General features: G+C 54.4%; 25 protein-coding genes. 13 read left to right on the forward strand and 12 right to left on the reverse strand.

Annotation, left to right across the window (positions count from 1 at the left end):
* Window position 1 precedes the first annotated feature (1 nt).
* From trpCF to N5J69_RS02030, 4 genes are all read left to right on the forward strand, one after another.
* Window positions 2-1,363 (forward strand): bifunctional indole-3-glycerol-phosphate synthase TrpC/phosphoribosylanthranilate isomerase TrpF, encoded by a 1,362-nt coding sequence (gene trpCF / locus N5J69_RS02015; RefSeq protein WP_279767758.1) that lies wholly within the window; start codon window positions 2-4, stop codon window positions 1,361-1,363.
* Window positions 1,364-1,408: 45 nt separating this feature from the next.
* A complete protein-coding gene (trpB, locus tag N5J69_RS02020) occupies window positions 1,409-2,599 on the forward strand; it encodes a tryptophan synthase subunit beta (protein WP_279767759.1) in 1,191 nt (396 codons plus the stop codon).
* Window positions 2,599-3,402, forward strand: a complete 804-nt coding sequence (gene trpA / locus N5J69_RS02025; RefSeq protein ID WP_279767760.1) for a tryptophan synthase subunit alpha — start codon at window positions 2,599-2,601, stop codon at window positions 3,400-3,402. Before trpB ends, trpA begins: the two co-directional genes overlap by 1 nt.
* A gap of 149 nt (window positions 3,403-3,551) precedes the next feature.
* Complete coding sequence (locus tag N5J69_RS02030) at window positions 3,552-3,866, forward strand: BON domain-containing protein (protein WP_009089937.1); 315 nt, start codon at window positions 3,552-3,554, stop codon at window positions 3,864-3,866.
* A gap of 48 nt (window positions 3,867-3,914) precedes the next feature.
* On the opposite strand, the gene ompW is transcribed toward N5J69_RS02030, so the two are convergent.
* Both ompW and N5J69_RS02040 read right to left on the reverse strand, forming a co-directional pair.
* On the reverse strand, window positions 3,915-4,586 hold the full coding sequence (gene ompW / locus N5J69_RS02035; protein ID WP_279768097.1) for an outer membrane protein OmpW: 672 nt from the start codon (window positions 4,584-4,586) through the stop codon (window positions 3,915-3,917).
* 70 nt (window positions 4,587-4,656) lie between these two features.
* Window positions 4,657-4,851 (reverse strand): hypothetical protein, encoded by a 195-nt coding sequence (locus N5J69_RS02040; RefSeq protein WP_279768105.1) that lies wholly within the window; start codon window positions 4,849-4,851, stop codon window positions 4,657-4,659.
* On the opposite strand from N5J69_RS02040, the gene N5J69_RS02045 reads away from it, so the two are divergent.
* Genes N5J69_RS02045 through yciA form a run of 4 tightly spaced genes read left to right on the forward strand, consistent with a single transcriptional unit; the run spans window position 4,801 to window position 7,053 of the window.
* Window positions 4,801-5,217, forward strand: coding sequence for a YkgJ family cysteine cluster protein (locus N5J69_RS02045; protein WP_279767761.1), 417 nt, complete (start codon window positions 4,801-4,803; stop codon window positions 5,215-5,217). The genes N5J69_RS02040 and N5J69_RS02045 overlap by 51 nt on opposite strands.
* Before the next feature lie 27 nt (window positions 5,218-5,244).
* Window positions 5,245-5,979, forward strand: coding sequence for a YciC family protein (locus N5J69_RS02050; protein ID WP_222925409.1), 735 nt, complete (start codon window positions 5,245-5,247; stop codon window positions 5,977-5,979).
* Between the two features lie 51 nt (window positions 5,980-6,030).
* Entirely contained in the window at window positions 6,031-6,570 is a 540-nt protein-coding gene (locus N5J69_RS02055; RefSeq protein ID WP_111140053.1) for a septation protein A, read from the forward strand.
* A gap of 60 nt (window positions 6,571-6,630) precedes the next feature.
* Window positions 6,631-7,053 (forward strand): acyl-CoA thioester hydrolase YciA, encoded by a 423-nt coding sequence (gene yciA / locus N5J69_RS02060; RefSeq protein ID WP_279767764.1) that lies wholly within the window; start codon window positions 6,631-6,633, stop codon window positions 7,051-7,053.
* Between the two features lie 36 nt (window positions 7,054-7,089).
* On the opposite strand, the gene tonB is transcribed toward yciA, so the two are convergent.
* On the reverse strand, window positions 7,090-7,833 hold the full coding sequence (gene tonB, locus N5J69_RS02065; protein WP_279767765.1) for a TonB system transport protein TonB: 744 nt from the start codon (window positions 7,831-7,833) through the stop codon (window positions 7,090-7,092).
* A gap of 197 nt (window positions 7,834-8,030) precedes the next feature.
* Between tonB and N5J69_RS02070 the strand changes: the two genes are divergently transcribed.
* Window positions 8,031-8,327: a YciI family protein gene (locus N5J69_RS02070; RefSeq protein WP_003853909.1), complete on the forward strand. Its 297-nt coding sequence runs from the start codon at window positions 8,031-8,033 to the stop codon at window positions 8,325-8,327.
* Window positions 8,328-8,403: 76 nt separating this feature from the next.
* On the forward strand, window positions 8,404-8,589 hold the full coding sequence (locus N5J69_RS02075; RefSeq protein WP_279767766.1) for a hypothetical protein: 186 nt from the start codon (window positions 8,404-8,406) through the stop codon (window positions 8,587-8,589).
* Window positions 8,590-8,782: 193 nt separating this feature from the next.
* On the opposite strand, the gene ycgZ is transcribed toward N5J69_RS02075, so the two are convergent.
* Complete coding sequence (gene ycgZ / locus N5J69_RS02080; RefSeq protein WP_279767767.1) at window positions 8,783-9,025, reverse strand: regulatory protein YcgZ; 243 nt, start codon at window positions 9,023-9,025, stop codon at window positions 8,783-8,785.
* A 343-nt stretch (window positions 9,026-9,368) separates the two neighbouring features.
* Between ycgZ and N5J69_RS02085 the strand changes: the two genes are divergently transcribed.
* Window positions 9,369-9,686: a hypothetical protein gene (locus tag N5J69_RS02085; RefSeq protein ID WP_279767768.1), complete on the forward strand. Its 318-nt coding sequence runs from the start codon at window positions 9,369-9,371 to the stop codon at window positions 9,684-9,686.
* A gap of 22 nt (window positions 9,687-9,708) precedes the next feature.
* Here N5J69_RS02085 and N5J69_RS02090 read toward each other — a convergent pair whose 3' ends face one another.
* Window positions 9,709-9,882, reverse strand: a complete 174-nt coding sequence (locus N5J69_RS02090; RefSeq protein WP_095707117.1) for a YciY family protein — start codon at window positions 9,880-9,882, stop codon at window positions 9,709-9,711.
* 170 nt (window positions 9,883-10,052) lie between these two features.
* Between N5J69_RS02090 and cls the strand changes: the two genes are divergently transcribed.
* A complete protein-coding gene (cls, locus tag N5J69_RS02095; RefSeq protein ID WP_279767770.1) occupies window positions 10,053-11,513 on the forward strand; it encodes a cardiolipin synthase in 1,461 nt (486 codons plus the stop codon).
* A 45-nt stretch (window positions 11,514-11,558) separates the two neighbouring features.
* Window positions 11,559-11,882: an HI1450 family dsDNA-mimic protein gene (locus N5J69_RS02100; RefSeq protein ID WP_003853921.1), complete on the forward strand. Its 324-nt coding sequence runs from the start codon at window positions 11,559-11,561 to the stop codon at window positions 11,880-11,882.
* A gap of 43 nt (window positions 11,883-11,925) precedes the next feature.
* Here the strand turns inward: N5J69_RS02100 and oppF are convergent, their stop codons facing one another.
* The 7 genes from oppF to N5J69_RS02135 all read right to left on the reverse strand — a co-directional run bounded on the left by oppF (window position 11,926) and on the right by N5J69_RS02135 (window position 20,534).
* Entirely contained in the window at window positions 11,926-12,927 is a 1,002-nt protein-coding gene (gene oppF / locus N5J69_RS02105) for a murein tripeptide/oligopeptide ABC transporter ATP binding protein OppF (RefSeq protein WP_279767771.1), read from the reverse strand.
* On the reverse strand, window positions 12,924-13,937 hold the full coding sequence (locus tag N5J69_RS02110; protein ID WP_279767772.1) for an ABC transporter ATP-binding protein: 1,014 nt from the start codon (window positions 13,935-13,937) through the stop codon (window positions 12,924-12,926). Before N5J69_RS02110 ends, oppF begins: the two co-directional genes overlap by 4 nt.
* Window positions 13,938-13,948: 11 nt before the next feature.
* On the reverse strand, window positions 13,949-14,857 hold the full coding sequence (gene oppC / locus N5J69_RS02115; RefSeq protein WP_279767773.1) for an oligopeptide ABC transporter permease OppC: 909 nt from the start codon (window positions 14,855-14,857) through the stop codon (window positions 13,949-13,951).
* A 14-nt stretch (window positions 14,858-14,871) separates the two neighbouring features.
* Window positions 14,872-15,792 carry an oligopeptide ABC transporter permease OppB gene (oppB, locus tag N5J69_RS02120; RefSeq protein WP_061062598.1) on the reverse strand — a complete coding sequence of 307 codons (921 nt, stop codon included), beginning with the start codon at window positions 15,790-15,792 and terminating at the stop codon, window positions 14,872-14,874.
* 92 nt (window positions 15,793-15,884) lie between these two features.
* Complete coding sequence (oppA, locus tag N5J69_RS02125; protein ID WP_279767774.1) at window positions 15,885-17,525, reverse strand: oligopeptide ABC transporter substrate-binding protein OppA; 1,641 nt, start codon at window positions 17,523-17,525, stop codon at window positions 15,885-15,887.
* A gap of 154 nt (window positions 17,526-17,679) precedes the next feature.
* A complete protein-coding gene (locus N5J69_RS02130) occupies window positions 17,680-19,305 on the reverse strand; it encodes an ABC transporter substrate-binding protein (RefSeq protein WP_279767776.1) in 1,626 nt (541 codons plus the stop codon).
* A gap of 581 nt (window positions 19,306-19,886) precedes the next feature.
* Window positions 19,887-20,534, reverse strand: coding sequence for a YchE family NAAT transporter (locus N5J69_RS02135; protein ID WP_279767777.1), 648 nt, complete (start codon window positions 20,532-20,534; stop codon window positions 19,887-19,889).
* Window positions 20,535-20,799: the final 265 nt, after the last annotated feature.

Raw genomic sequence — 20,799 nt, forward strand, 5'->3', positions numbered from 1 at the left:
CATGAAAGGCACCGTGTTAGAAAAAATTGTTCAGGATAAAGCGATTTGGGTTGAAGCCCGTCAGCAGCAGCAGCCTCTCTCCACCTTTCAGAACAGCATTGAACCCGCCAGTCGTCATTTCTATGACGCGCTGCAGGGTGCAAGAACTGCGTTTATCCTGGAGTGTAAAAAGGCGTCGCCCTCAAAAGGCGTGATTCGTGAGGATTTCGATCCAGCCGCCATTGCCGGGGTCTACCGCCACTACGCCTCTGCGGTGTCCGTACTGACCGATGAAAAATATTTTCAGGGCGACTTCGCTTTTCTGCCGATTGTCAGCGCCGCCATCACGCAGCCGGTGCTGTGCAAAGATTTTATCATCGACCCCTATCAGATCTATCTGGCGCGTTACTATCAGGCGGATGCCATTCTGCTGATGCTGTCGGTGCTGGACGATGAGCAGTATCGTCAGCTGGCCGCCGTGGCGCATAGCCTGAAGATGGGCATTCTGACGGAAGTGAGTAATGAAGAAGAACTGGAGCGGGCTATCGCGCTTCAGGCCAAAGTCGTCGGGATTAATAACCGCGACCTGCGTGATCTCTCCATCGATCTCAACCGTACCCGTCAGCTTGCGCCGCGCCTGTCACACGGCGTAACGGTCATCAGTGAATCGGGCATCAACAGCTATGCCGATATTCGCGAGCTCAGTCACTTTGCCAACGGCTTCCTGATTGGCTCTGCCCTGATGGAAGAAGCCGACCTGACCGGTGCGGTGCGTCGGGTGACGCTGGGCAGCAATAAAGTGTGCGGCCTGACCCGTGCAGAGGATGCCCGTGCCGCGTATGAAGCGGGTGCAATTTATGGCGGTCTGATCTTTGCTGAAGGTTCTCCACGCCAGATTGACACCGCCACGGCGCAAACCGTCATGGCTGCCGCGCCGCTGCGCTATGTCGGGGTGTTCCGCAATAACTCTGTGAGTGACGTTGTCACGCAGGCCAGCGCACTTTCACTGTCTGCGGTTCAGCTGCACGGTAACGAAACGCCGGAATTTGTGGCTCAACTGCGTGCTGCCCTGCCTGAAGAGATTCACATCTGGAAGGCACTTCGCATTGAGGCTGCCTTACCCGCACGCGACTGGCCACACGTAGACCGTTATGTGTTTGATAATGGCGACGGCGGAACCGGACAGCGTTTCGACTGGTCGCTGTTACAGGGTCAGGAGCTGGGCAATGTGCTGCTGGCCGGTGGCCTGAGTGCGGATAACTGTGTTGAAGCCGCACAGCTGGGCTGTGCCGGACTGGACTTCAACTCTGGCGTGGAAAGCGCGCCTGGCATCAAAGATGCCCGTAAAATTGCCGCTGTGTTTCAGACGCTGCGTGCCTACTGATTTGCCTGGCCTGCTCAACGGCGGGCCCGAGAAAGGAAGAGAAAAATGACGTTACTGAATCCCTACTTCGGCGAATTTGGCGGGATGTATGTTCCGCAGATCCTGATGCCAGCCCTGCGCCAGCTGGAGGAAGCCTTTGTCGATGCTCAGAAAGATCCGGCGTTTCAGGCCGAGTTTACCGACCTGCTGAAGAACTATGCCGGTCGTCCTACGGCCCTGACGCTGTGCAAAAACCTGACGAAAGGCACTAAAACCCGCCTCTATCTGAAGCGTGAAGATCTGCTGCACGGTGGCGCACACAAAACCAACCAGGTACTGGGTCAGGCGCTGCTGGCAAAACGCATGGGCAAAAATGAAATTATTGCCGAGACCGGTGCCGGTCAGCACGGCGTCGCCTCGGCGCTGGCCTGTGCGCTGCTGGGCATGAAATGCCGCATCTATATGGGCGCAAAAGATGTGGAGCGTCAGTCACCGAATGTGTTCCGCATGCGTCTGATGGGCGCAGAAGTGATCCCGGTACACAGCGGCTCAGCCACGCTGAAAGATGCCTGTAACGAAGCGCTGCGCGACTGGTCGGGCAGCTATGAAACCTCACACTATATGCTCGGCACTGCGGCAGGTCCGCATCCCTTCCCGACTATCGTGCGTGAGTTCCAGCGCATGATTGGTGAAGAGACCAAAAAGCAGATTCTGGAAAGAGAAGGTCGTCTGCCCGATGCCATTCTCGCCTGTGTTGGGGGTGGCTCGAACGCCATCGGGATGTTTGCCGACTTTATCGACGAGACCAGCGTGAAGCTGATCGGCGTGGAGCCTGCGGGTCACGGCATTGAAACCGGCGAGCATGGCGCACCGCTCAAGCATGGTCGCGTCGGCATCTACTTCGGTATGAAGTCGCCAATGATGCAGACCCACGATGGACAGATTGAAGAGTCTTACTCAATCTCGGCAGGCCTCGACTTCCCGTCGGTAGGCCCGCAGCATGCCCATCTGAACAGCATTGGTCGCGCGGAATACGTCTCCATTACCGATAACGAAGCGATGGACGCCTTTAAACAGCTGTGTCGCGCTGAAGGTATTATTCCGGCGCTGGAATCATCCCACGCACTGGCACACGCGCTGAAGATGATTCACGCTGAACCGGAAAAAGAGCAGTTGATTGTGGTCAACCTCTCTGGCCGTGGCGACAAAGATATTTTCACCGTTCATGACATTCTGACCGCGCAGGGAGAAATCTGATGGAACGTTACAATCAACTGTTTACGCGGCTGTCAGCGAATAACGAAGGCGCTTTCGTTCCTTTCGTTACGCTGGGCGATCCCTCCCCTGAGCTTTCACTGCGCGTGATTGACGCCCTGGTCGAAGGTGGCGCGGATGCACTGGAGCTGGGTATTCCCTTCTCCGATCCTCTGGCGGATGGCCCGACCATTCAGAACGCGACGCTGCGCGCCTTTGCGGCAGGCACCAACACCAGTCAGTGCTTTGAAATGCTGGCAACTATCCGCCGTAAATACCCGGATCTGCCCATTGGCCTGCTGATGTACGCCAATCTGGTCTTCACCAACGGCGTGGATGAGTTCTATGCCCGTTGTGCTGAAGCAGGGGTGGATTCGGTGCTGGTAGCGGATGTGCCGATTGAGGAGTCCGCGCCCTTCCGTCAGGCTGCTCTGCGCCATGGCGTAGCGCCTATCTTTATCTGTCCGCCTAATGCCAGTGATGATCTGCTGCGTGAGATCGCTTCCCATGGCCGGGGTTACACCTACCTGCTGTCACGCGCCGGGGTCACCGGTGCTGAAAACCGCGCCAGCCTGCCGTTACAGCATCTGATCGACAAGCTGCGTGAATACCACGCGGCCCCTCCGCTGCAGGGCTTTGGCATCTCGGAGCCTGAACAGGTGAAGGAAGCGATTGCGGCCGGTGCAGCGGGTGCGATCTCCGGCTCTGCGATTGTCAGAATCATTGAAAAACACCATGCAGAGCCTGAGGTGATGCTGAGTGAACTGAAGAATTTCGTCAGCCGCCTCAAAGCCGCAAGCCGTTAATCCTGCCATCATGCCTTATCACACGATAAGGCATGATTTGTTTCCTTTTTTTTCATTCCGCCATTTGCCCTTTTTGCAAAATCTGCACCACAATGACAATGCGCCGTTACGGTAACGTCGCATCCATTTTGTGACAGGGAGAGAAAGCAATGAAATTTGTTAAGCTGCTGACAGGTGCTGTACTGGCGGGCGTGGTTGCGCTGACACTGAGCGCCTGTGCGCCAACCGCAACCAAAGAGGGAACCGGTGGCTACATTGATGACACCGTGGTGACCACAAAAGTTAAAGGTGAACTGCTGAAAGATGACTCGCTGAAATCGACTGAAATCAACGTAGAAACCTTTAAAGGTAAAGTTCAGCTGAGCGGTTTTGTTTCATCACCACAGATGGCGAATCGTGCCGTTCAGGTCACGCGCAGCGTGCCTGGCGTGAAGTCAGTCGTCAACAACATGCAGATCAAATAACGTCTTAACAGACAAATAAAGGCCGCTGATTCAGCGGCCTTTTTCTCATCAGAAACGGTAGCCCGCCCCGAAGAAGAAGACCCACGGGTCGATGCGCATATTAATGTTCTGCTGTTCACCACCCGCTTTAAATTTCACTTCCGTATCAATATCCATGTACCACACGGATGCATTCAGCATCCAGTCGCGGTTAATCTGGTAATCCAGACCGACCTGGCCCGCCACACCCCAGGAATCCTTGACGCTGAGATCGGTCAGGCCTGCATCGCGCCCCGTCTGGTTGAAGTCAGCATTATAAAAGGTGGTGTAGTTGACACCCACGCCCACGTATGGACGCGCTTTACTTTTGCTGTCGAAGAAGTAGTACTGCGCCATCAGCGTTGGCGGTAACTGGCGCACCGTGGCCAGCGTGCCGGTCGGGCCAAGACCCACTTTGTGACGGAAAGGTGTGGCGGCCAGTAATTCAACACCAATATTATCTGTGGCCATGTACGTGAAAGTCAGGCCCAGTTGCGTGTCGTTAGAGGCGCTTAACTCGCCCATTCCTAACACGTTATCGGAACCTTCGGTGGGCCGGACGGTGGCACTGCCGGCACGCATAAAGAAGTCGCCCGCTTCGTGGGCCATCGCCAGCTGGGGCAGAGCCAGGGCCAGCAGCATCGCGCATTTTGCCAGTTTCATTATCACTCCTTTGCTTAATATTGATGTCGCGAATGAAATCGTTTTTTTGCTGGCAATTATTTAACGTGATTTACAGAAAATTGCACTCAGTAACCCTGAGATAAATTGCTTAAAAAACAATGGATTGATTTAGATCAATTTCAACGCTTTCACCACCGCGCAAATTCTCCTTGCTGAATAATTCTGGCAGCTCTATTTTGCTTATCTTCATTGTTGATTTTGGTTCGATGCCCTGGGAGGGGCGGGTGATCAAATGAGTGAAATATCTAACCCTTGTGTCAGCTGCGGCGCGTGCTGCGCCCATTTCCGCGTGTCCTTTTACTGGGCTGAAGCCGATGATGCGGGCGGCCTTGTCCCCACTGAATTAACGGAGCCGTTAAGCCTGTTAATGCGCAATATGCGGGGTACAAACGATCGCACGCCCCGCTGCGTAGCCCTGCAGGGTGAACCCGGTGGCTGTGTCTCCTGCGGGATTTATGAACAACGTCCGACGCCCTGTCGGGAGTTTTCAATGTCGGGTGAAGCCGGTATCCACAATGAAGCGTGCGATCGCGCACGTGCGCGTTACGGTCTTCCCCCCCTTTTTTCACCCTCTTTACCTGACATGACAGAAAGTTATGCCATTGCGGGTGCCCGCGAGCTGCCAGAACATGTACAATCGCCGGGTTAATTAACCCGGTTCCTCCAAGGAGAGTACATGTCTATCACGGCAAGCTCGTTATACCGTGACACAGGAAATTTTGCGCGCCATCAACTGGCTACGGTGCTGTTGATGTCGCTGCTGGCTGCTTTCGTCACCGTCATGCTGGTGCATGTGCTGACGCCAGGTGCCGACCAGATGGCCATCCTGCAGCAGGGCGACGACAGCGCCAGTTCGCTGTTTGAGATGGTGCAGAATATGTCACCGGAACAGCAGCAGGTGCTGCTGCGCGCCTCGGCGGCCAGCACTTTTGCTGCGCTGATGGGAAATACCCTGCTGCTTGGCGGCATGCTTTATCTGATTCCCATGGTCTCTTCCGGCCAGCGAGTGAGTGCATTGCGGGCCATTGGCGCATCAGCACCGCTGCTGCCGAAGCTGCTGCTGCTCACCTTCCTGATGACACTGGTCGCGCAGCTGGGCTTTATGGTGCTGGTGGTGCCAGGCATTCTGCTGACCATTCTGCTGTCGCTGGCACCCGTAATGGTGGCCAGTGAGAAGATGGGTGTCTTTGCTGCTATGCGCGCCAGCATGCGGATGGCGTGGAAGAATGTCAGGCTGATCGCCCCCGCCATTCTGCTCTGGCTGCTGGCTAAAGTCATTGTGATGCTCTTTTTCTCATCGCTGACGGTGTTACCACTCAATGTCTCGTCGGTGATTTTTACCGCAGCAGGCAACGTGGTTTCAGCCATGTTGATTATCTATCTCTATCGGCTCTATATGCTGTTACGTTGATTGACGATGTGCCTTCGGGCACATTCGCAGCCAACTCTGAATGGAAAAACTATGAAGCAGCTACTCGACTTTCTTCCCCTGGTGGTTTTTTTCATCTTCTACAAGCTTTATGACATTTTTGTCGCCTCTGGCGCACTGATTGTTGCCACCGGCCTGGCTCTGGTTGTCAGCTGGGTGCTCTACCGTAAGCTGGAAAAGATGACGATTTTCACCTTTGTGCTGGTGGCCGTTTTTGGCACCCTGACGCTGGTGTTCCACAACGATGAGTTTATTAAGTGGAAAGTCACCGTTATCTACAGCCTGTTCGCCGCAGCCCTGCTTTACAGCCAGTGGTTTATGCAGCAGACCCTCATTCAGCGCATGCTGGGAAAAGAGCTGCAGCTGCCTGACGCGGTCTGGCGTCGGCTGAACATCGCCTGGGCGCTGTTCTTCCTCATCTGCGGCCTGGTGAACATCTATGTGGCGTTTTGGTTATCTCAGGCGTTTTGGGTTAACTTTAAAGTGTTCGGTCTTTCCGGTCTGACCTTACTGTTTACGCTGCTCAGCGGGCTTTACATCTGGCGTCAGATGCCGCAGCAGGAACAAAAATAATCACTCTGCCCGGTACGCCGGGCATTTTTTTAGCATTCATCTGCATAAGAAGTGGAAGCAATGGGCGAAAAACATAAATTGCCGCAAGGCGAAATGGTGCTGCGTACGCTCGCCATGCCGGCAGATACCAACGCCAATGGCGATATTTTTGGCGGCTGGCTGATGTCACAGATGGATATGGGCGGCGCTATCCTGGCGAAAGAGATCGCTGAAGGGCGCGTGGTGACGGTGCGCGTTGACGGTATGTCATTTATGAAACCCGTCGCGGTAGGCGATGTGGTGAGCTGCCATGCGAGCTGTATCCGTACCGGTAACAGCTCCATGACCATTAACGTGGAAGTGTGGATCAAAAAAGTGTCGTCTGAACCCATCGGACAGACCTACTGTGCCACAGAGGCGGTCTTCATCTATGTGGCGGTCGACAGCGCGGGTAATTCACGTCCCCTGCCAGCCGGTCGCGCTAATCAGCAACCCGGCAAATAAGTGACGGGTCAGGCGGCTTTTGCCTGACCCGACGCCTTATTCAATGCGGGCACCACCATTGATTTTAAAGACGATATTCATGGTCAGCCCCTGTCCTGGCCGCCCGCTCTGATAGCGCCACTGTTTCATCGCCTGCTTTACTTCCCGCTCAAACATATTGCGCGGTTCAGCAGAAATAATCTGGATGTTATCCACCCGGCCGTCGCTATCTACATCAAACTTCACCCTTACCCGACCTTCTACCCGCAATGCATAAGCACGCTGAGGATAGCCGGGCTTGCTGACACTCAGTGCCTTAGGGCCGTTCGATGCCGACGAGGTGGGAGCCGGTGTGGCTTTCGGTGCCGTAGCAGGTTTGCTCTGGGTCGCCGGTGCCGTCTGCTTAAACGGGCTGGCCGCCGGTTTGCTCTCGTGACGCGGCTTCACTTCACGTTTTGGCTGCTCCCGTTTGTGCTCCGGTTTGGGCTTTGGCTTCGGCTCAGGTTTCGGAATGGGGACCGGCTCCGCTTTTGGCGGTTCTGGCACTGGCTGAGGTTCCGGCTCCGGTTCAGGCTGCGGTTCGGGTTGTGGCGCAGGCGGTTCGGCGATAGCCGGTGCAGGCTCAGGCTGGACTTCAGGCGCGACCATCGTAACGCTGATGGGCTGCGATGCTTTGGGTACCTCAACCACCTGCTGGAATGAAGCATAGAGAATTCCGGCAATCACGGCCCCATGCAGCGCTACAGACAACAACATGGAGACAGGCGTGCGTTTAGGTAATGGCATAGTCAGCGTAGTCATAACAGTCGCAGTGATTGAATTGAGCAGCGATTTTAAATGCAAATAGCAATCAGTTTCAATAACTCCCACCACCCGGCCTGAAGAAAACCGCTTTTTAGCCCATTATGCTGAGCCATTGGCCGCCCACAGGTTTCGTTTGCACTCTGATCGTCAATCCCTTAACGTGTTGCAAAATTCTGATAACCAGGAGTTCCTTAGTGCTTTACGTCATTTATGCAGAAGATACTGCAGAGTCACTGGAAAAACGTAACGCCGTGCGCCCTGCCCACCTGGCGCGGCTCAAACTGCTGCAGGAAGAGGGACGCCTGATCATTGCGGGCCCGATGCCTGCTGTCGACAGTAACGACCCCGGCGTGGCTGGCTTTACCGGCTCAACCGTCATTGCTGAATTCCCGTCACTGGAAGCTGCGCAATCCTGGGCACAGGATGACCCTTACTTTGCGGCGGGCGTCTATAAACAGGTTTCGGTTAAGCCGTTTAAACGCGTCTTCTGATAAGATATTTGCAGTCAAAATGGCTTCTGTGCCGGGCACAGAAGCCATTTTTGTTTTAAATATTCAGCGAGGAAAGATGCAGATAATTATTCTGGGGCTACTGGCGATTATCGCTCTGTTGATCGGCAGCGCGCTCACGCTCTGGCGAACAAAGGGCTGGCGTAACAAAAAGCAGTGGATTGTGATGCTGATTGTGCTGGCAGCCGCACTGCAACTGGTGAACGTGACGCTGATGATGACATCACAGCGTCTTTCGGGTTAGTCATTCACAGCAGGTTAGTGCGACAGCAGCCTAAATGACCGCTGCGAAAACGAGGCTCTCTGCCCTGCATTACCCCGCTTGCCCGCGAACTTCCATCTTTAACCGCTGTGGAGCTTAATCTGACTCAGCGGGCCTGTCCATGCAGTGAACCCGCTTCGGCCAGCCCGCCACTCACTGGCAGAGTGGCGTTGAATTAACCCCTGTCCAGAATCAGACCAATCAGCGCATGATAATGCTGCTCTTCTTCCGGGCTGGTAACGTGCTGTAAACGACTGATGAGTTTCGAGCAGATCGCTTTACGATTCAGACTGCGACCTGAACGGATGATCTCCGACACCACCGATCCCAGGATTGCCTGTTGAGAAGGCTGCGCAGCACTGTGTAAGTAAGCGGAGATATCAGATACTGAAGCGGGAATACGAACGTTAGTTTGCATGGTCGACCCTCTTAGGATTCATTTAAAGTTCTAACCGATGCGGTAAAGTTATACAACAACGCCTTAGTTGTACAGATATTTAACCCAAAAGATCGCCCCGCCTGCTGATAAAACCAATAAATCATTAAAATTCAATCACCTGAATAAATGTAAAGTTGTACAAGTTTAACGTCAGCGGTTGTACACCCCATTAGCTGAGCCTTCAGAAGGCCTGTTGAGCGAAAAAATTGATCTCTTCATCATTTTTTTAGCTGTGAAGAGGAATTATCTGACAGAGCTGTCTACATTTAGCTCTTGTGAGTTTACCCTCTGAATGGATGCACAGCGCAATCGCGGGCAAATTATGAATAAAACGTATCCCGGCCAGACCCTGACATTGCTGGACCCACTGTTATCCCGGATCGTGGCGATTTTTGATCCGAAAATCGAAGTTATGAGTGGTTACCCTGCAAACTGCTCTTCGTGGCTGACAATCTATTACCAGCGTAAATCGGGCAAATGGTCTTACGAATGGTACGATCGCGCGGGTTATCGCAGACCCACGGCGCTGGGCAACCCGATGGAGTGCCTGATGCAGGAAGTCAGCGACCGGGGTGCGTCGCGTCAGGAGCACGCTTTGGCGCGACGGGTCATGGCAGAACGGGGATTTTTTGAGGCCTGAACAGGGCGGCTCCCGGTAAGACCTAGACTAACTGCGTAATAAACAGGATTGAGCGACGCTGCTGCTGCGCCAGCTGATGGCGGATGCAGTGAATACGCTTGTAACGCCGTGACTGCCCTTCCAGCCAGCGGGAGCGGCGGCGATGCACCTGACGTAACATTCTCCAGCGCGCCACTTCATTTCTGCTTCGTTTCATCACTTCCTCTCTGGCTTCATACAGGCAAGACATACGCGAGGGCATTATAGAGATCTCTGCCGTAATGCCAAATCAGATCTCTCATCGAACCTGTCCGGGATAAAGGGTTTCGTTAGCGGTGATCTGCACGTAAACTTGCCAGACGAAAGCGCGAACGGGACGTCCACTTTATGACCACTTTTTATACTCTGATCAGCTGGTTGCTGGTATTTGGTTACTGGCTGCTGATCGCCGGGGTTACGCTGCGCGTCCTGATGAAGCGGCGGGCCGTTACCTCGGCGATGGCATGGCTGCTGGTTATCTATATTCTGCCACTGGTGGGCATTATTGCTTATCTCTCGTTTGGCGAATTGCATCTGGGCAAACGTCGCGCTGAACGCGCCCGCACCATGTGGCCGTCAACCGCCCGCTGGCTCAACGACCTGAAACAGTGCCGTGAAATTTTTGCCACTGAGCACAGCGACGTTGCACGTTCGCTGTTCGAGCTTTGCTACCACCGTCAGGGCATCGCCGGGGTGAAGGGAAATCAGTTGCAGCTGCTCACCAGCGCCGACGACGTGATGCAGGCGCTGATTCGTGATATCCAGCTGGCCCGCCATAACATTGAGATGGTGTTTTACATCTGGCATCCAGGCGGACTGGCGGATGAAGTCGCAGAGTCGCTGATGGCCGCATCACGCCGGGGCGTTCATTGCCGACTGCTGCTTGACTCAGCAGGCAGCGTCAACTTTTTCCGCAGCCCCTGGGTCGGCATGATGCGCAATGCCGGTATTGACGTGGTGGAAGCGTTACAGGTCAGCCTGCTGCGCGTTTTCCTGCGACGTATGGATTTGCGTCAGCATCGCAAAATCGTCCTGATCGATAATTATATTGCCTACACCGGCAGCATGAACCTGGTCGATCCGCGCTTTTTCAAACAGAGCGCGGGTGTGGGCCAGTGGATTGACCTGATGGCGCGTATGGAAGGCCCGGTAGCGACCGCTATGGGCATTGTTTTCAGCTGTGACTGGGAGATTGAGACCGGTAAACGGATTCTCCCTCCACCGCCCGATCGCAACATCATGCCGTTTGAGCAGGAGAGCGGACACACCGTGCAGGTGATCGCCTCCGGCCCTGGCTTCCCGGAAGATATGATCCATCAGGCGCTGCTGACTGCGGTCTATTCAGCGCGTGAACAATTGATTATGACCACCCCCTACTTAGTCCCCAGCGATGATCTGCTGCATGCTATCTGTACGGCGGCACAGCGAGGCGTCAGTGTCAGCGTGATTGTACCGCGCCACAATGATTCGCTGCTGGTGGGCTGGGCCAGTCGCGCCTTCTTCAGCGAACTGCTGGAAGCGGGCGTGAAGATTTATCAGTTTGAAGATGGGCTGCTGCATACCAAAAGCGTGCTGGTCGATGGGCAGCTGAGCCTGGTGGGAACCGTCAACCTCGACATGCGCAGTTTGTGGCTCAATTTTGAAGTGACGCTGGTGGTGGATGACGCAGGATTTGGCAGCGATCTCGCCTGCGTGCAGGATGACTATATCGCCCGTTCCCGCCTGCTGGATGCTAAGCGCTGGGCAAAACGTGCCTGGTGGCAGCGCATCGTCGAACGACTGTTTTACTTCTTCAGCCCTTTACTGTAAAACGAGCCAGATTGTGTAAATGGCCGCAGGCCGACAGGACAGACTATGGATTTGAATAATCGCCTTACCGAAGATGAAACGCTGGAACAGGCCTACGATATTTTTCTTGAACTGGCCGTCGACAATCTCGATCCGGCAGACGTCATTCTCTTTAATCTCCAGTTTGAAGAGCGCGGTGGCGCAGAACTGTTTGATCCTTCTGAAGACTGGAAAGATCATGTTGATTTCGATCTGAATCCGGACTTTTTCGCCGAGGTGGTCATTGGCCTGGGTGAAGCGGACGGTGAGCCGATCACTGACGTCTTTGCCCGCGTGCTGCTGTGCCGCGAGAAAGATCACAAACTCTGTCATATCCTGTGGCGTGAGTAAGCGTCAGATAAGAAAACGCCGGGTCATTACCCGGCGTTTTGCTTTATAGCGGATCGACCTTCAGACAGGAGACCGCATGGTGGAAACTGCCTTCCAGCAGCGGCCGGGTTTTTGCGCACTCCGGGCCGGCAATCGGACAGCGGGTGCGGAAGACGCAGCCTGACGGAGGATTGATCGGCGACGGCAGTTCCCCTTCCAGCAGCTGTATCTGTTTGTTCTTCTCCTTGTCCGGATCGGGAATCGGTACGGCAGACATCAGCGCACGGGTGTAAGGATGCTGCGGATTGCCGTAGACCTCACTGTACGTGCCGAGCTCAACCGCATGGCCAAGATACATCACCAGCACCCGATCAGAGATATGCTTCACCACAGCCAGATCGTGGGCGATGAAGATCAGCGACAGCCCCATTTCACGCTGCAGCTGCTGCAACAGGTTAACCACCTGCGCCTGAATCGAGACGTCCAGTGCCGACACCGGCTCATCACAGATAATCAGCTTCGGCTCCAGAATCAGCGCACGGGCGATACCAATACGCTGGCACTGGCCGCCTGAGAACTCATGCGGGTAGCGGTTAATCAGGTTCGGCAGCAGCCCCACTTTCATCATCATGTTTTTGACGCGGTCTTTAACTTCCTGACGCGCCATTTTCGGATGATAGGTCCGCAGTGGCTCAGCGATGATATCGCCGATAGTCATACGGGGGTTCAGGGAGGCCAGCGGATCCTGGAATATCATCTGGATATCGCTGCGCGCCTTGCGCCACTCCTCTTCACTCTGACCCAGCAAGTCACGGCCTAACCAGGCCACCCGCCCTTCTGTCGCTTTCACCAGACCGATAATGGCGCGGGCCAGGGTCGATTTGCCGCAGCCAGACTCGCCTACCACGCCCAGGGTCTCGCCCTCGTAAAGACGCAGGCTGACCCCATCCACCGCTTTCAGGGATTTAGAGGGCTGCCAGAACCACTGCTTGCCATCTTTAATGTCGAAATGCACCTTAAGGTCGGCGATTTCCAGCAGGACTTTTTTTTCAGCTACGGTGCTCATACTAACTCCTCCACCGGCTTAAAGCAGGCACGCAGACGGCCATCGCCAAAGGGTTCCAGCGGCGGAGCCTGAGTGCAGATATCCATCGCGTGCGGACAACGCGGCTGGAACGGGCAGCCCTGCGGCAGACGCAGCAGGTTGGGTGGATTGCCCGGAATAGTGGTCAGGCTTTCGCCTTCCGCATCCAGACGCGGCACCGCATTGAGCAGGCCAATCGAGTAAGGATGGGCAGGCTGATAGAAGACATCGCGGGCACGGCCATACTCCATGGTGCGGCCAGCATACATCACCAGCACCTTGTCGCAGATCCCGGCCACCACGCCGAGATCGTGCGTGATCATGATAATCGCGGTGTTAAACTCGCGCTTCAGATCGTTGAGCAGCGTCATGATCTGCGCCTGCACCGTCACATCCAGGGCTGTGGTGGGTTCATCGGCAATCAGCAATTTCGGCCGGCACAGCAGCGCCATGGCAATCATCACACGCTGACGCATCCCGCCGGAGAACTCATGCGGGTACATCTTCATGCGTTTGCGTGCTTCCGGCATTTTTACCGCGTCCAGCATTCTCACGGACTCTTCAAACGCCTGTGCGCTGCTCATCCCTTTGTGCAACTTAAGCACTTCCATCAGCTGCTCGCCTACCCGCATGTAGGGGTTCAGCGAGGTCATCGGGTCCTGGAAGATCATTGCAATTTGTTCAGCGCGCAGTTTATTGAGCTGGTTCTCAGGCAGATTCAGGATCTCTTTGCCGTTGAACATTGCCGAGCCGCCAATGCGGCCATTTTTTGCCAGCAGCCCCATGAGGGCAAAGGCCGTCTGTGACTTGCCGGAACCGGACTCACCAACAATACCCAGCGTTTCACCGGCGCGCAGCGAGAAATTCAGGTCGTTGACGGCCGTCACATCCCCATCGTGCGTACCAAAGGTCACGCGTAAATCTTTGACCGTAAGTAGCTGTTCGCTTCCCGCGCGGGCCGCCATTGCTGGCTGGAATTCATGAATAGTCATCGGGAAACTCCTTAACGATCTTTCGGGTCGAGGGCATCACGCAGGCCATCGCCGATAAAGTTGAAACAGAACAGCGTAACCACCAGGAAGCCCGCCGGATAGAGCAGCAGCCACGGCGATACTTCCATCGAGTTGGCCCCATCGCTGAGCAGCGCACCCCAGCTGCTCAGGGGTTCCTGCGTACCCAGACCGAGGAAGCTCAGGAAGGATTCAAACAGGATCATGCTTGGCACCAGCAGCGAGGCGTAAACCACCACCACGCCCAGCACGTTCGGCACGATGTGGCGCACCACAATTTTCCAGGTTGAAACCCCGCCGACATGGGCCGCTTCGATAAACTCTTTACGCTTCAGGCTCAGCGTCTGGCCGCGCACGATACGCGCCATATCCAGCCACGAAACCATACCGATAGCGGCAAAAATCAGCAGGATATTGCGACCGAAGAAGGTCACCAGCAGGATCACGAAGAACATAAACGGGAAGGAGTTGAGGATTTCCAGAATACGCATCATCACTGAGTCCGTTTTGCCGCCGAGATAGCCAGCAATCGAACCATAAAGCGTACCCACGATCACCGCGATCAGTGCAGAGGCCACACCCACCATCAGTGAGATGCGGCCACCGATCGCCACACGCACCAGCAGGTCACGGCCCGATGAGTCAGTGCCAAACCAGTGGCCGGAAGTGGTATCCGGTGGTGAGGACATCATAGCCCAGTCGGTATCGTCGTAGGTGAACTGCGCCAGCATCGGCGCAAAGATCACGAACAGGGTGATCACTAACAGCACCAGCAGGCTGATTAAAGCCGCGCGGTTATGGATGAAACGACGACGCGCATCCTGCCAGAGACTGCGCCCTTCTACTTCCAGCTTCTCACTGAACGCATCAAGAGCTTCGCTGTTTTTCTTGCTTAACATCATGGCGAACTCCGCAATCAGTAACGAATTTTTGGATCGATAACGGCATAGAGCACGTCAACAATCGCGTTGAAGATAATGGTCAGTAAACCAACCAGAATGGTCAGGCTCATCACCAGTGAGTAGTCACGGTTCAGCGCACCGTTCACAAACAGCTGTCCGATACCCGGCAGACCGTAGATTGACTCAATCACCATCGACCCGGTGATGATGCCCACAAACGCCGGTCCCATGTAGGAGATCACCGGCAGCAACGCGGGTTTCAGCGCATGACGCAGCACAATGCGGCGCAGCGGTAAACCTTTGGCACGCGCAGTACGGATAAAGTTGGAGTGCATCACTTCAATCATCGACCCACGGGTAATACGCGCGATACTGGCGATATACGCCAGCGACAGCGCCACCATCGGCAGCAGCATGTAGTTCCACTGTCCGCCATTCCAGCCGCCGCCCGGCAGCCATTTGAGACTGATGGCAAACAGCAGGACCAGCAGCGGCGCAACCACGAAACTCGGGATTACCACGCCGGTCATTGCCACCCCCATCACCGCGAAGTCCCACAACGTATTCTGTTTGAGCGCGGCGATGACGCCAGCGGTCACGCCCAGCACGATCGCCAGCAGGAAGGCGGCCAGACCGAGTTTGGCAGAAACCGGGAACGCGTGTGCGACCAGATAGTTGACCGAATAGTCTTTGTATTTAAACGAGGGGCCGAAATCGCCGTGCGCCAGCTGCACAAGGTAATCGACATACTGCTTACCAATGGGATCGTTGAGGTGATACTTCGCCTCAATGTTGGCCATGACTTCAGGTGCCAGCGTACGCTCCCCGGTGAAGGGACTGCCGGGGGCCAGGCGCATCATAAAGAAGGAGATGGTAATCAGGACGAACAGCGTCGGTAGCGCTTCAAGCAAGCGACGCAGGATGAATTTTAACATTGCCGTACCTACCAGGCTGTTGCTTCACAACATATCAAAAATTAAAAAAGGCGGCGCCAGACGCGCCGCCACTGCTGATAGCCTGAATGCTATTAGTGTTTAATGATGTAGAAGTTTTTATCCAGCGTCTTATCCAGTGGATCTTTACCGGTATAACCGCCGACATAAGGTTTCACCAGACGCGTATTCACGTAGTAGTAAACCGGCACGATGGTGCTGTCTTTATCCAGGATCTGCTCGGCCTGCTGATAGTCCGCTGCGCGGCTTTTAGCATCCGGGGCCTTGATTGCGTCACGCACCACTTTGTCAAACGCATCGCTCTTATAGTGTGAGGTGTTACTGCTGCTGTTGGACAGCATGGTGTTCAGGAATGAAGTCGGTTCGTTGTAGTCCGCACACCAGGCAGCACGGGAGACATCGAAGTTACCCTGATGACGGGTATCCAGGAAGGTTTTCCACTCCTGGTTTTCCAGCTTGATGTTCACGCCAATGTTTTTCTTCCAGATCGACGAGGCGGCAATCGCCAGCTTCTTGTGCAGATCGGAGGTGTTATAGAGCAGGTTAAAGGTCAGCGGTTTGTCGGCGGTATAGCCCGCTTCAGCCAGCAGCTTCTTCGCTTCGGCATTGCGTTTGTCCTGGGACCATTTGAACCAGTCTGGCGGCAGAATATCCATGCCGTCCGTTGATGGCGGGGTGTAGCTGTAGGCCGGCTTCTGGCCCTGCGCCAGCACTTTATTCACCATGATGTCACGATCCAGACCCAGCTTCAGGGCGGCGCGCACGCGTGGATCGGTGAATGGTGCTTTCTGGTTATTGATTTCGTAGTAGTAGGTGCAGAGGTAAGGATCGACGTGCAGCTCTTTTCCGTTCTCACGCTGCAGCTTTTTAAACAGCTCAATCGGCAGGTTGTTATAGGTCATGTCGCTGCCGTTCTCGGAGAAGTAACGGTTAACGTCGCTGACTTCAGAACTGATTGGCAGGAAGGTAACCTTGTTCAGCACGGTGTGTTCGTTGTCCCAGTAGTTCGGGTTACGTACCAGAGTGATGCGCTCGTTAATCACATGCGCGTCCAGTTTAAAGGCACCGTTGCCGACCCAGTTCTGTGGCTGGGTCCACTGCTCACCAAACTTCTCAATGGCCGGTCTGTAAACCGGTGACATGACGGAGTTAATCAGCAGCTTATCAAAATAGGGAACCGGCTCGCTCAGGGTGACTTCCAGCGTGTGGTCATCAATGGCTTTTACGCCCAGATCGGTAATCGGTTTTTTCCCGGCGATGATGTCATCAACGTTCAGGATATGACCATACTGCGGATAGCTGGCGTACGGTGAAGCCGTTTTAGGATCGACCAGACGCTCCCAGCTGTAGACGAAGTCCTGCGCGGTTACCGGCTCGCCGTTAGACCATTTGGCATTTTTACGCAGGTGGAACGTCCACACTTTAAAATCTTTGTTTTCGTAACTTTCCGCAACGCCCGGAATCGGTTTACCGTTGCTGTCATTGACCAGCAGACCTTCATACAGGTCACGCGCCACGTTATCTTCCGGCACGCCTTCAATTTTGTGCGGATCCAGCGACTGTACTTCATCGCCATTGCCGCGAACCAGCTCCTGTTTTGCGGCCAGCTCAACGCCCGCAGGCACGGTTGCTGCGAAAGCCACATTCCCTGCCAGGGCACTCACTGCGGCGAAAACGCCCGCTGCAATCAGGCTTTTTTTCGTGATGTTGTTCATTATTACACTCCAGTTTTATTATCGTCACCGTGGCGATGCTCTGCCACGGCGTCCCCCGTCTCCGGGCTCCCTGGCCTGTTCCCAGGGAGATTGACCCCAAAATGGTCTGTACGCTGACGCGTGTCCCGACTGTCTCGCCGAAGCGGCGATCAGATCAGTGTTGTTTGATGAAATAGTACTTCAGGTCTGTCAGGTCCTGCGGGTCTTTGCCCGTAAAGCCGCCAACCCAGGGCTTTACCAGACGCACACTTACGCGGTAGTAAACTGGCACAATTGGTGAGTCTTTGTCGAGTTGTGTTTCAGCCTGCTGATACAGGTCAGCGCGCCGGGCCTCGCTGCCCGCTGTCAGCGTTTCTGCCATGAGTCGATCGAAGGTCGCGCTGCTGTAAAACGCGGTGTTGATCGAGGCGTTGCTGATCAGCATATTCAGGAAGGTTGAGGGCTCGTTGTAATCGGCACACCAGGTGGCTCGCACTACATCAAACTGGGCCTGATGACGGGTCTCCAGCATGGTTTTCCACTCCTGATTCTGCAGCGTTACTTTCGCCCCCAGGTTTTTCTGCCACATGGACGCCGCTGCAATCGCCTGCCGTTTATTCTGATCGGACGTGTTGTAGAGCAGCGTAAAGCTCAGCGGATGGCTGGCATTAAAGCCGGCCTCTGCCAGCAGCTTTTTCGCCGCCTCATTACGCTGCGCCTGCGTCCAGGTGAACCATTCAGGCGGGGATAGCTTAATACCGGCCGTGAACGGCGGCGTGAGGCTATAGGCCGGAATCTGCCCCTGAGCCATTATCTTATTGGCAATCACCTCACGATCGAGGGTCATCTTCAGCGCGGCGCGCACCCGTGCATCGGTGAACGGTGCTTTTTTGTTGTTGATTTCGTAGTAGAAGGTGCAAAGCAGCGGACTGACTTTGACTTCATCGCCCAGTTCTTTACGCAGCTTGCCGAACATCTCCGGCGGCACGGCACTGTTGGTCATATCCGTGCCGCCGCTGCGATAGCGATTAATATCACTGTTTTCAGAGGCGATCGGCAGGAAGGTCCCCTGCTCAATCACCGTATGGGCATTGTCCCAGTATTGAGGATTGCGCTTCAGGACGATTTTTTCATTCACCACCCAGTCGCTCAGCGTGTAGGCACCGTTGCCGATGTAGTGGTCCGGACGGGTCCAGGCGTCGCCCCACTGCTTAATGGCTGGCGCGTAAACCGGCTTCATCGCCGTATGCGCTAACATCGCCACCAGGTAAGGGACTGGCTCACTCAGGGTAATCTGCAGCCGGTGCGCATCCAGCGCTTTCACGCCCAGTTGATCGGGCGACGCTTTACCGGCGAGGATGGCATCGATACTGGCAAAATGTGCGGCCTGCAAATAGCTGGAATAAGGCGATGCGGTGTTCGGGTCCACCAGCCGACGCCAGCTGTAGACGAAATCAGCGGCGGTAACCGGCTCACCATTGCTCCACTTCGCATCATCCCGCAGATTAAAAATCCAGACCGTGGGTTGCGGATTTTCCCAGCTTTTTGCGACGCCCGGCACAACCTGACCGCCATTATCGGTGTTAACCAGGCCATCCAGCAGGTTATGAATAACATTCGATTCCGGCACGCCTTCGGTTTTATGCGGATCGAGAGAAGAAACTTCGCTTCCGTTGTTGATCACTATTTGCTGTTGCGCTGCCAGAACCGTTCCGGGGGGAACCGTGGCGGCGTAAGCCGGAGAAAAAGCCGTGAACAAAAAGAGTGCGATTGCTGACCGCTGTTGTTGCAAGTTTTTCATCCCAATCATGCGAAACGCCAACCTTTATTTAAATATCCCGATAGGCTTAAGCAAAAAGCGTTCTCACTTTGGACTTTCGGAGAAAAAATTTACGCTGAGCCAAAAATTATCAGAAGCCGCGAAGGGGCGCCAAAGCAAAATAGCTAAAATGTTAACTAATTCTCTTTTATCATGAGATGTCAGGCAGCGGAAGTGTTAATTTTCTTCCTGAAAATATGATATCGATATGAAAAATAGACTGTTTAGCTGGAAACCCCTGGCGCAGGCGGAATGGAGCGGCAAAAACCGTCCGTTTTGGCGTTTATATTGTTAAATCCGGTATCAGCATGATGAAATTCATGACAGGCGGCGTAATCCGGGGGTTTATCAGGATGATGGGAGAAGTGATAGCAGATTATCGTGTGAAAATCGTGACATTATTTCGCCAAAAAAAGCCTGTGAGCAAACCCGCAGTAATGGAATTTATAATCGACAGTTTTTATTAAGCAGGACGAATAATTGCACTGTAATGGTGCAACAAAATCCTTTATTGCACCATTTAAGGTCACCTACTCGCTTCACTGCATGAAATAAGTGAGTTTCTAATTCAGCAAGCCGGGAAAAATCGACTTCATACCGGTCACAACAAATTCAATGCCCAGCGCCATCAGTAACAGCCCCATAATACGGGTAATGACGTTAATGCCGGTCTGCCCGAGAATGCGTACCATTAAGGGTGCCGCCCGGAACAACAGCCAGCAGCAGAAGGCAAAGATGGCAATGGCGAGGGTAAAACCCAGCAGATTTATCCAGCTGTGGTAGCGGGTACTCCAGACGATAGTCGAACTGATGGCCCCCGGTCCCGCCATTAATGGCAACGCCAGCGGCACAACACCGACGCTTTCACGGATTGCCGTTTCTGACTTCTCCTGTTTATTTTGCTTATCCTCGCCCAGCTTGCCGCTGATCATCGACATCGCAATGGTTACAACCAGAATGCCACCCGCAATGCGGAACGAGTCAATGGAAATGCCAAATACACGCAAAATCGCATCGCCGAGGAACAGTGACGTCCAGAGAATAATGGCAACGGCCAGATTAGCCGTAAGGTTGGTTTTGTTACGTTCAGCCACCCCCTGATAACGCGTCATGCTGATGAACACCGGAATAATTCCGATCGGATTGACCAGCGCAAAGAGTCCGACAAAAAATTTTATATAGCCTGATAGATCTAACAGCGCAGGATTCACGACTTTACTCCGTACCACAGGGGGAAAACGCGCCTAATGTATGTGAAAACGCGCAGAGACGCCAGATGCTGGCCTGGCTATTTATCCCGGTGAACAGCGAAACATTTAGCGCTTTCCGCCATGAATCAAAAAGGAGCTGGATTTAGCCACTACCGGGAGGGCTGGCAGGAGGGGTAAACAAATTTCACAGAAAAGCAGATCAAAGCGGTGCTGAAAGGTGTCAGCTTGCGGTTAAATTGATCTGCATCAAAATTGACCTACCCCA

The sequence above is a fragment of the Pantoea sp. GD03673 genome (genome assembly GCF_029844725.1).
Classification (GTDB): domain Bacteria; phylum Pseudomonadota; class Gammaproteobacteria; order Enterobacterales; family Enterobacteriaceae; genus Pantoea.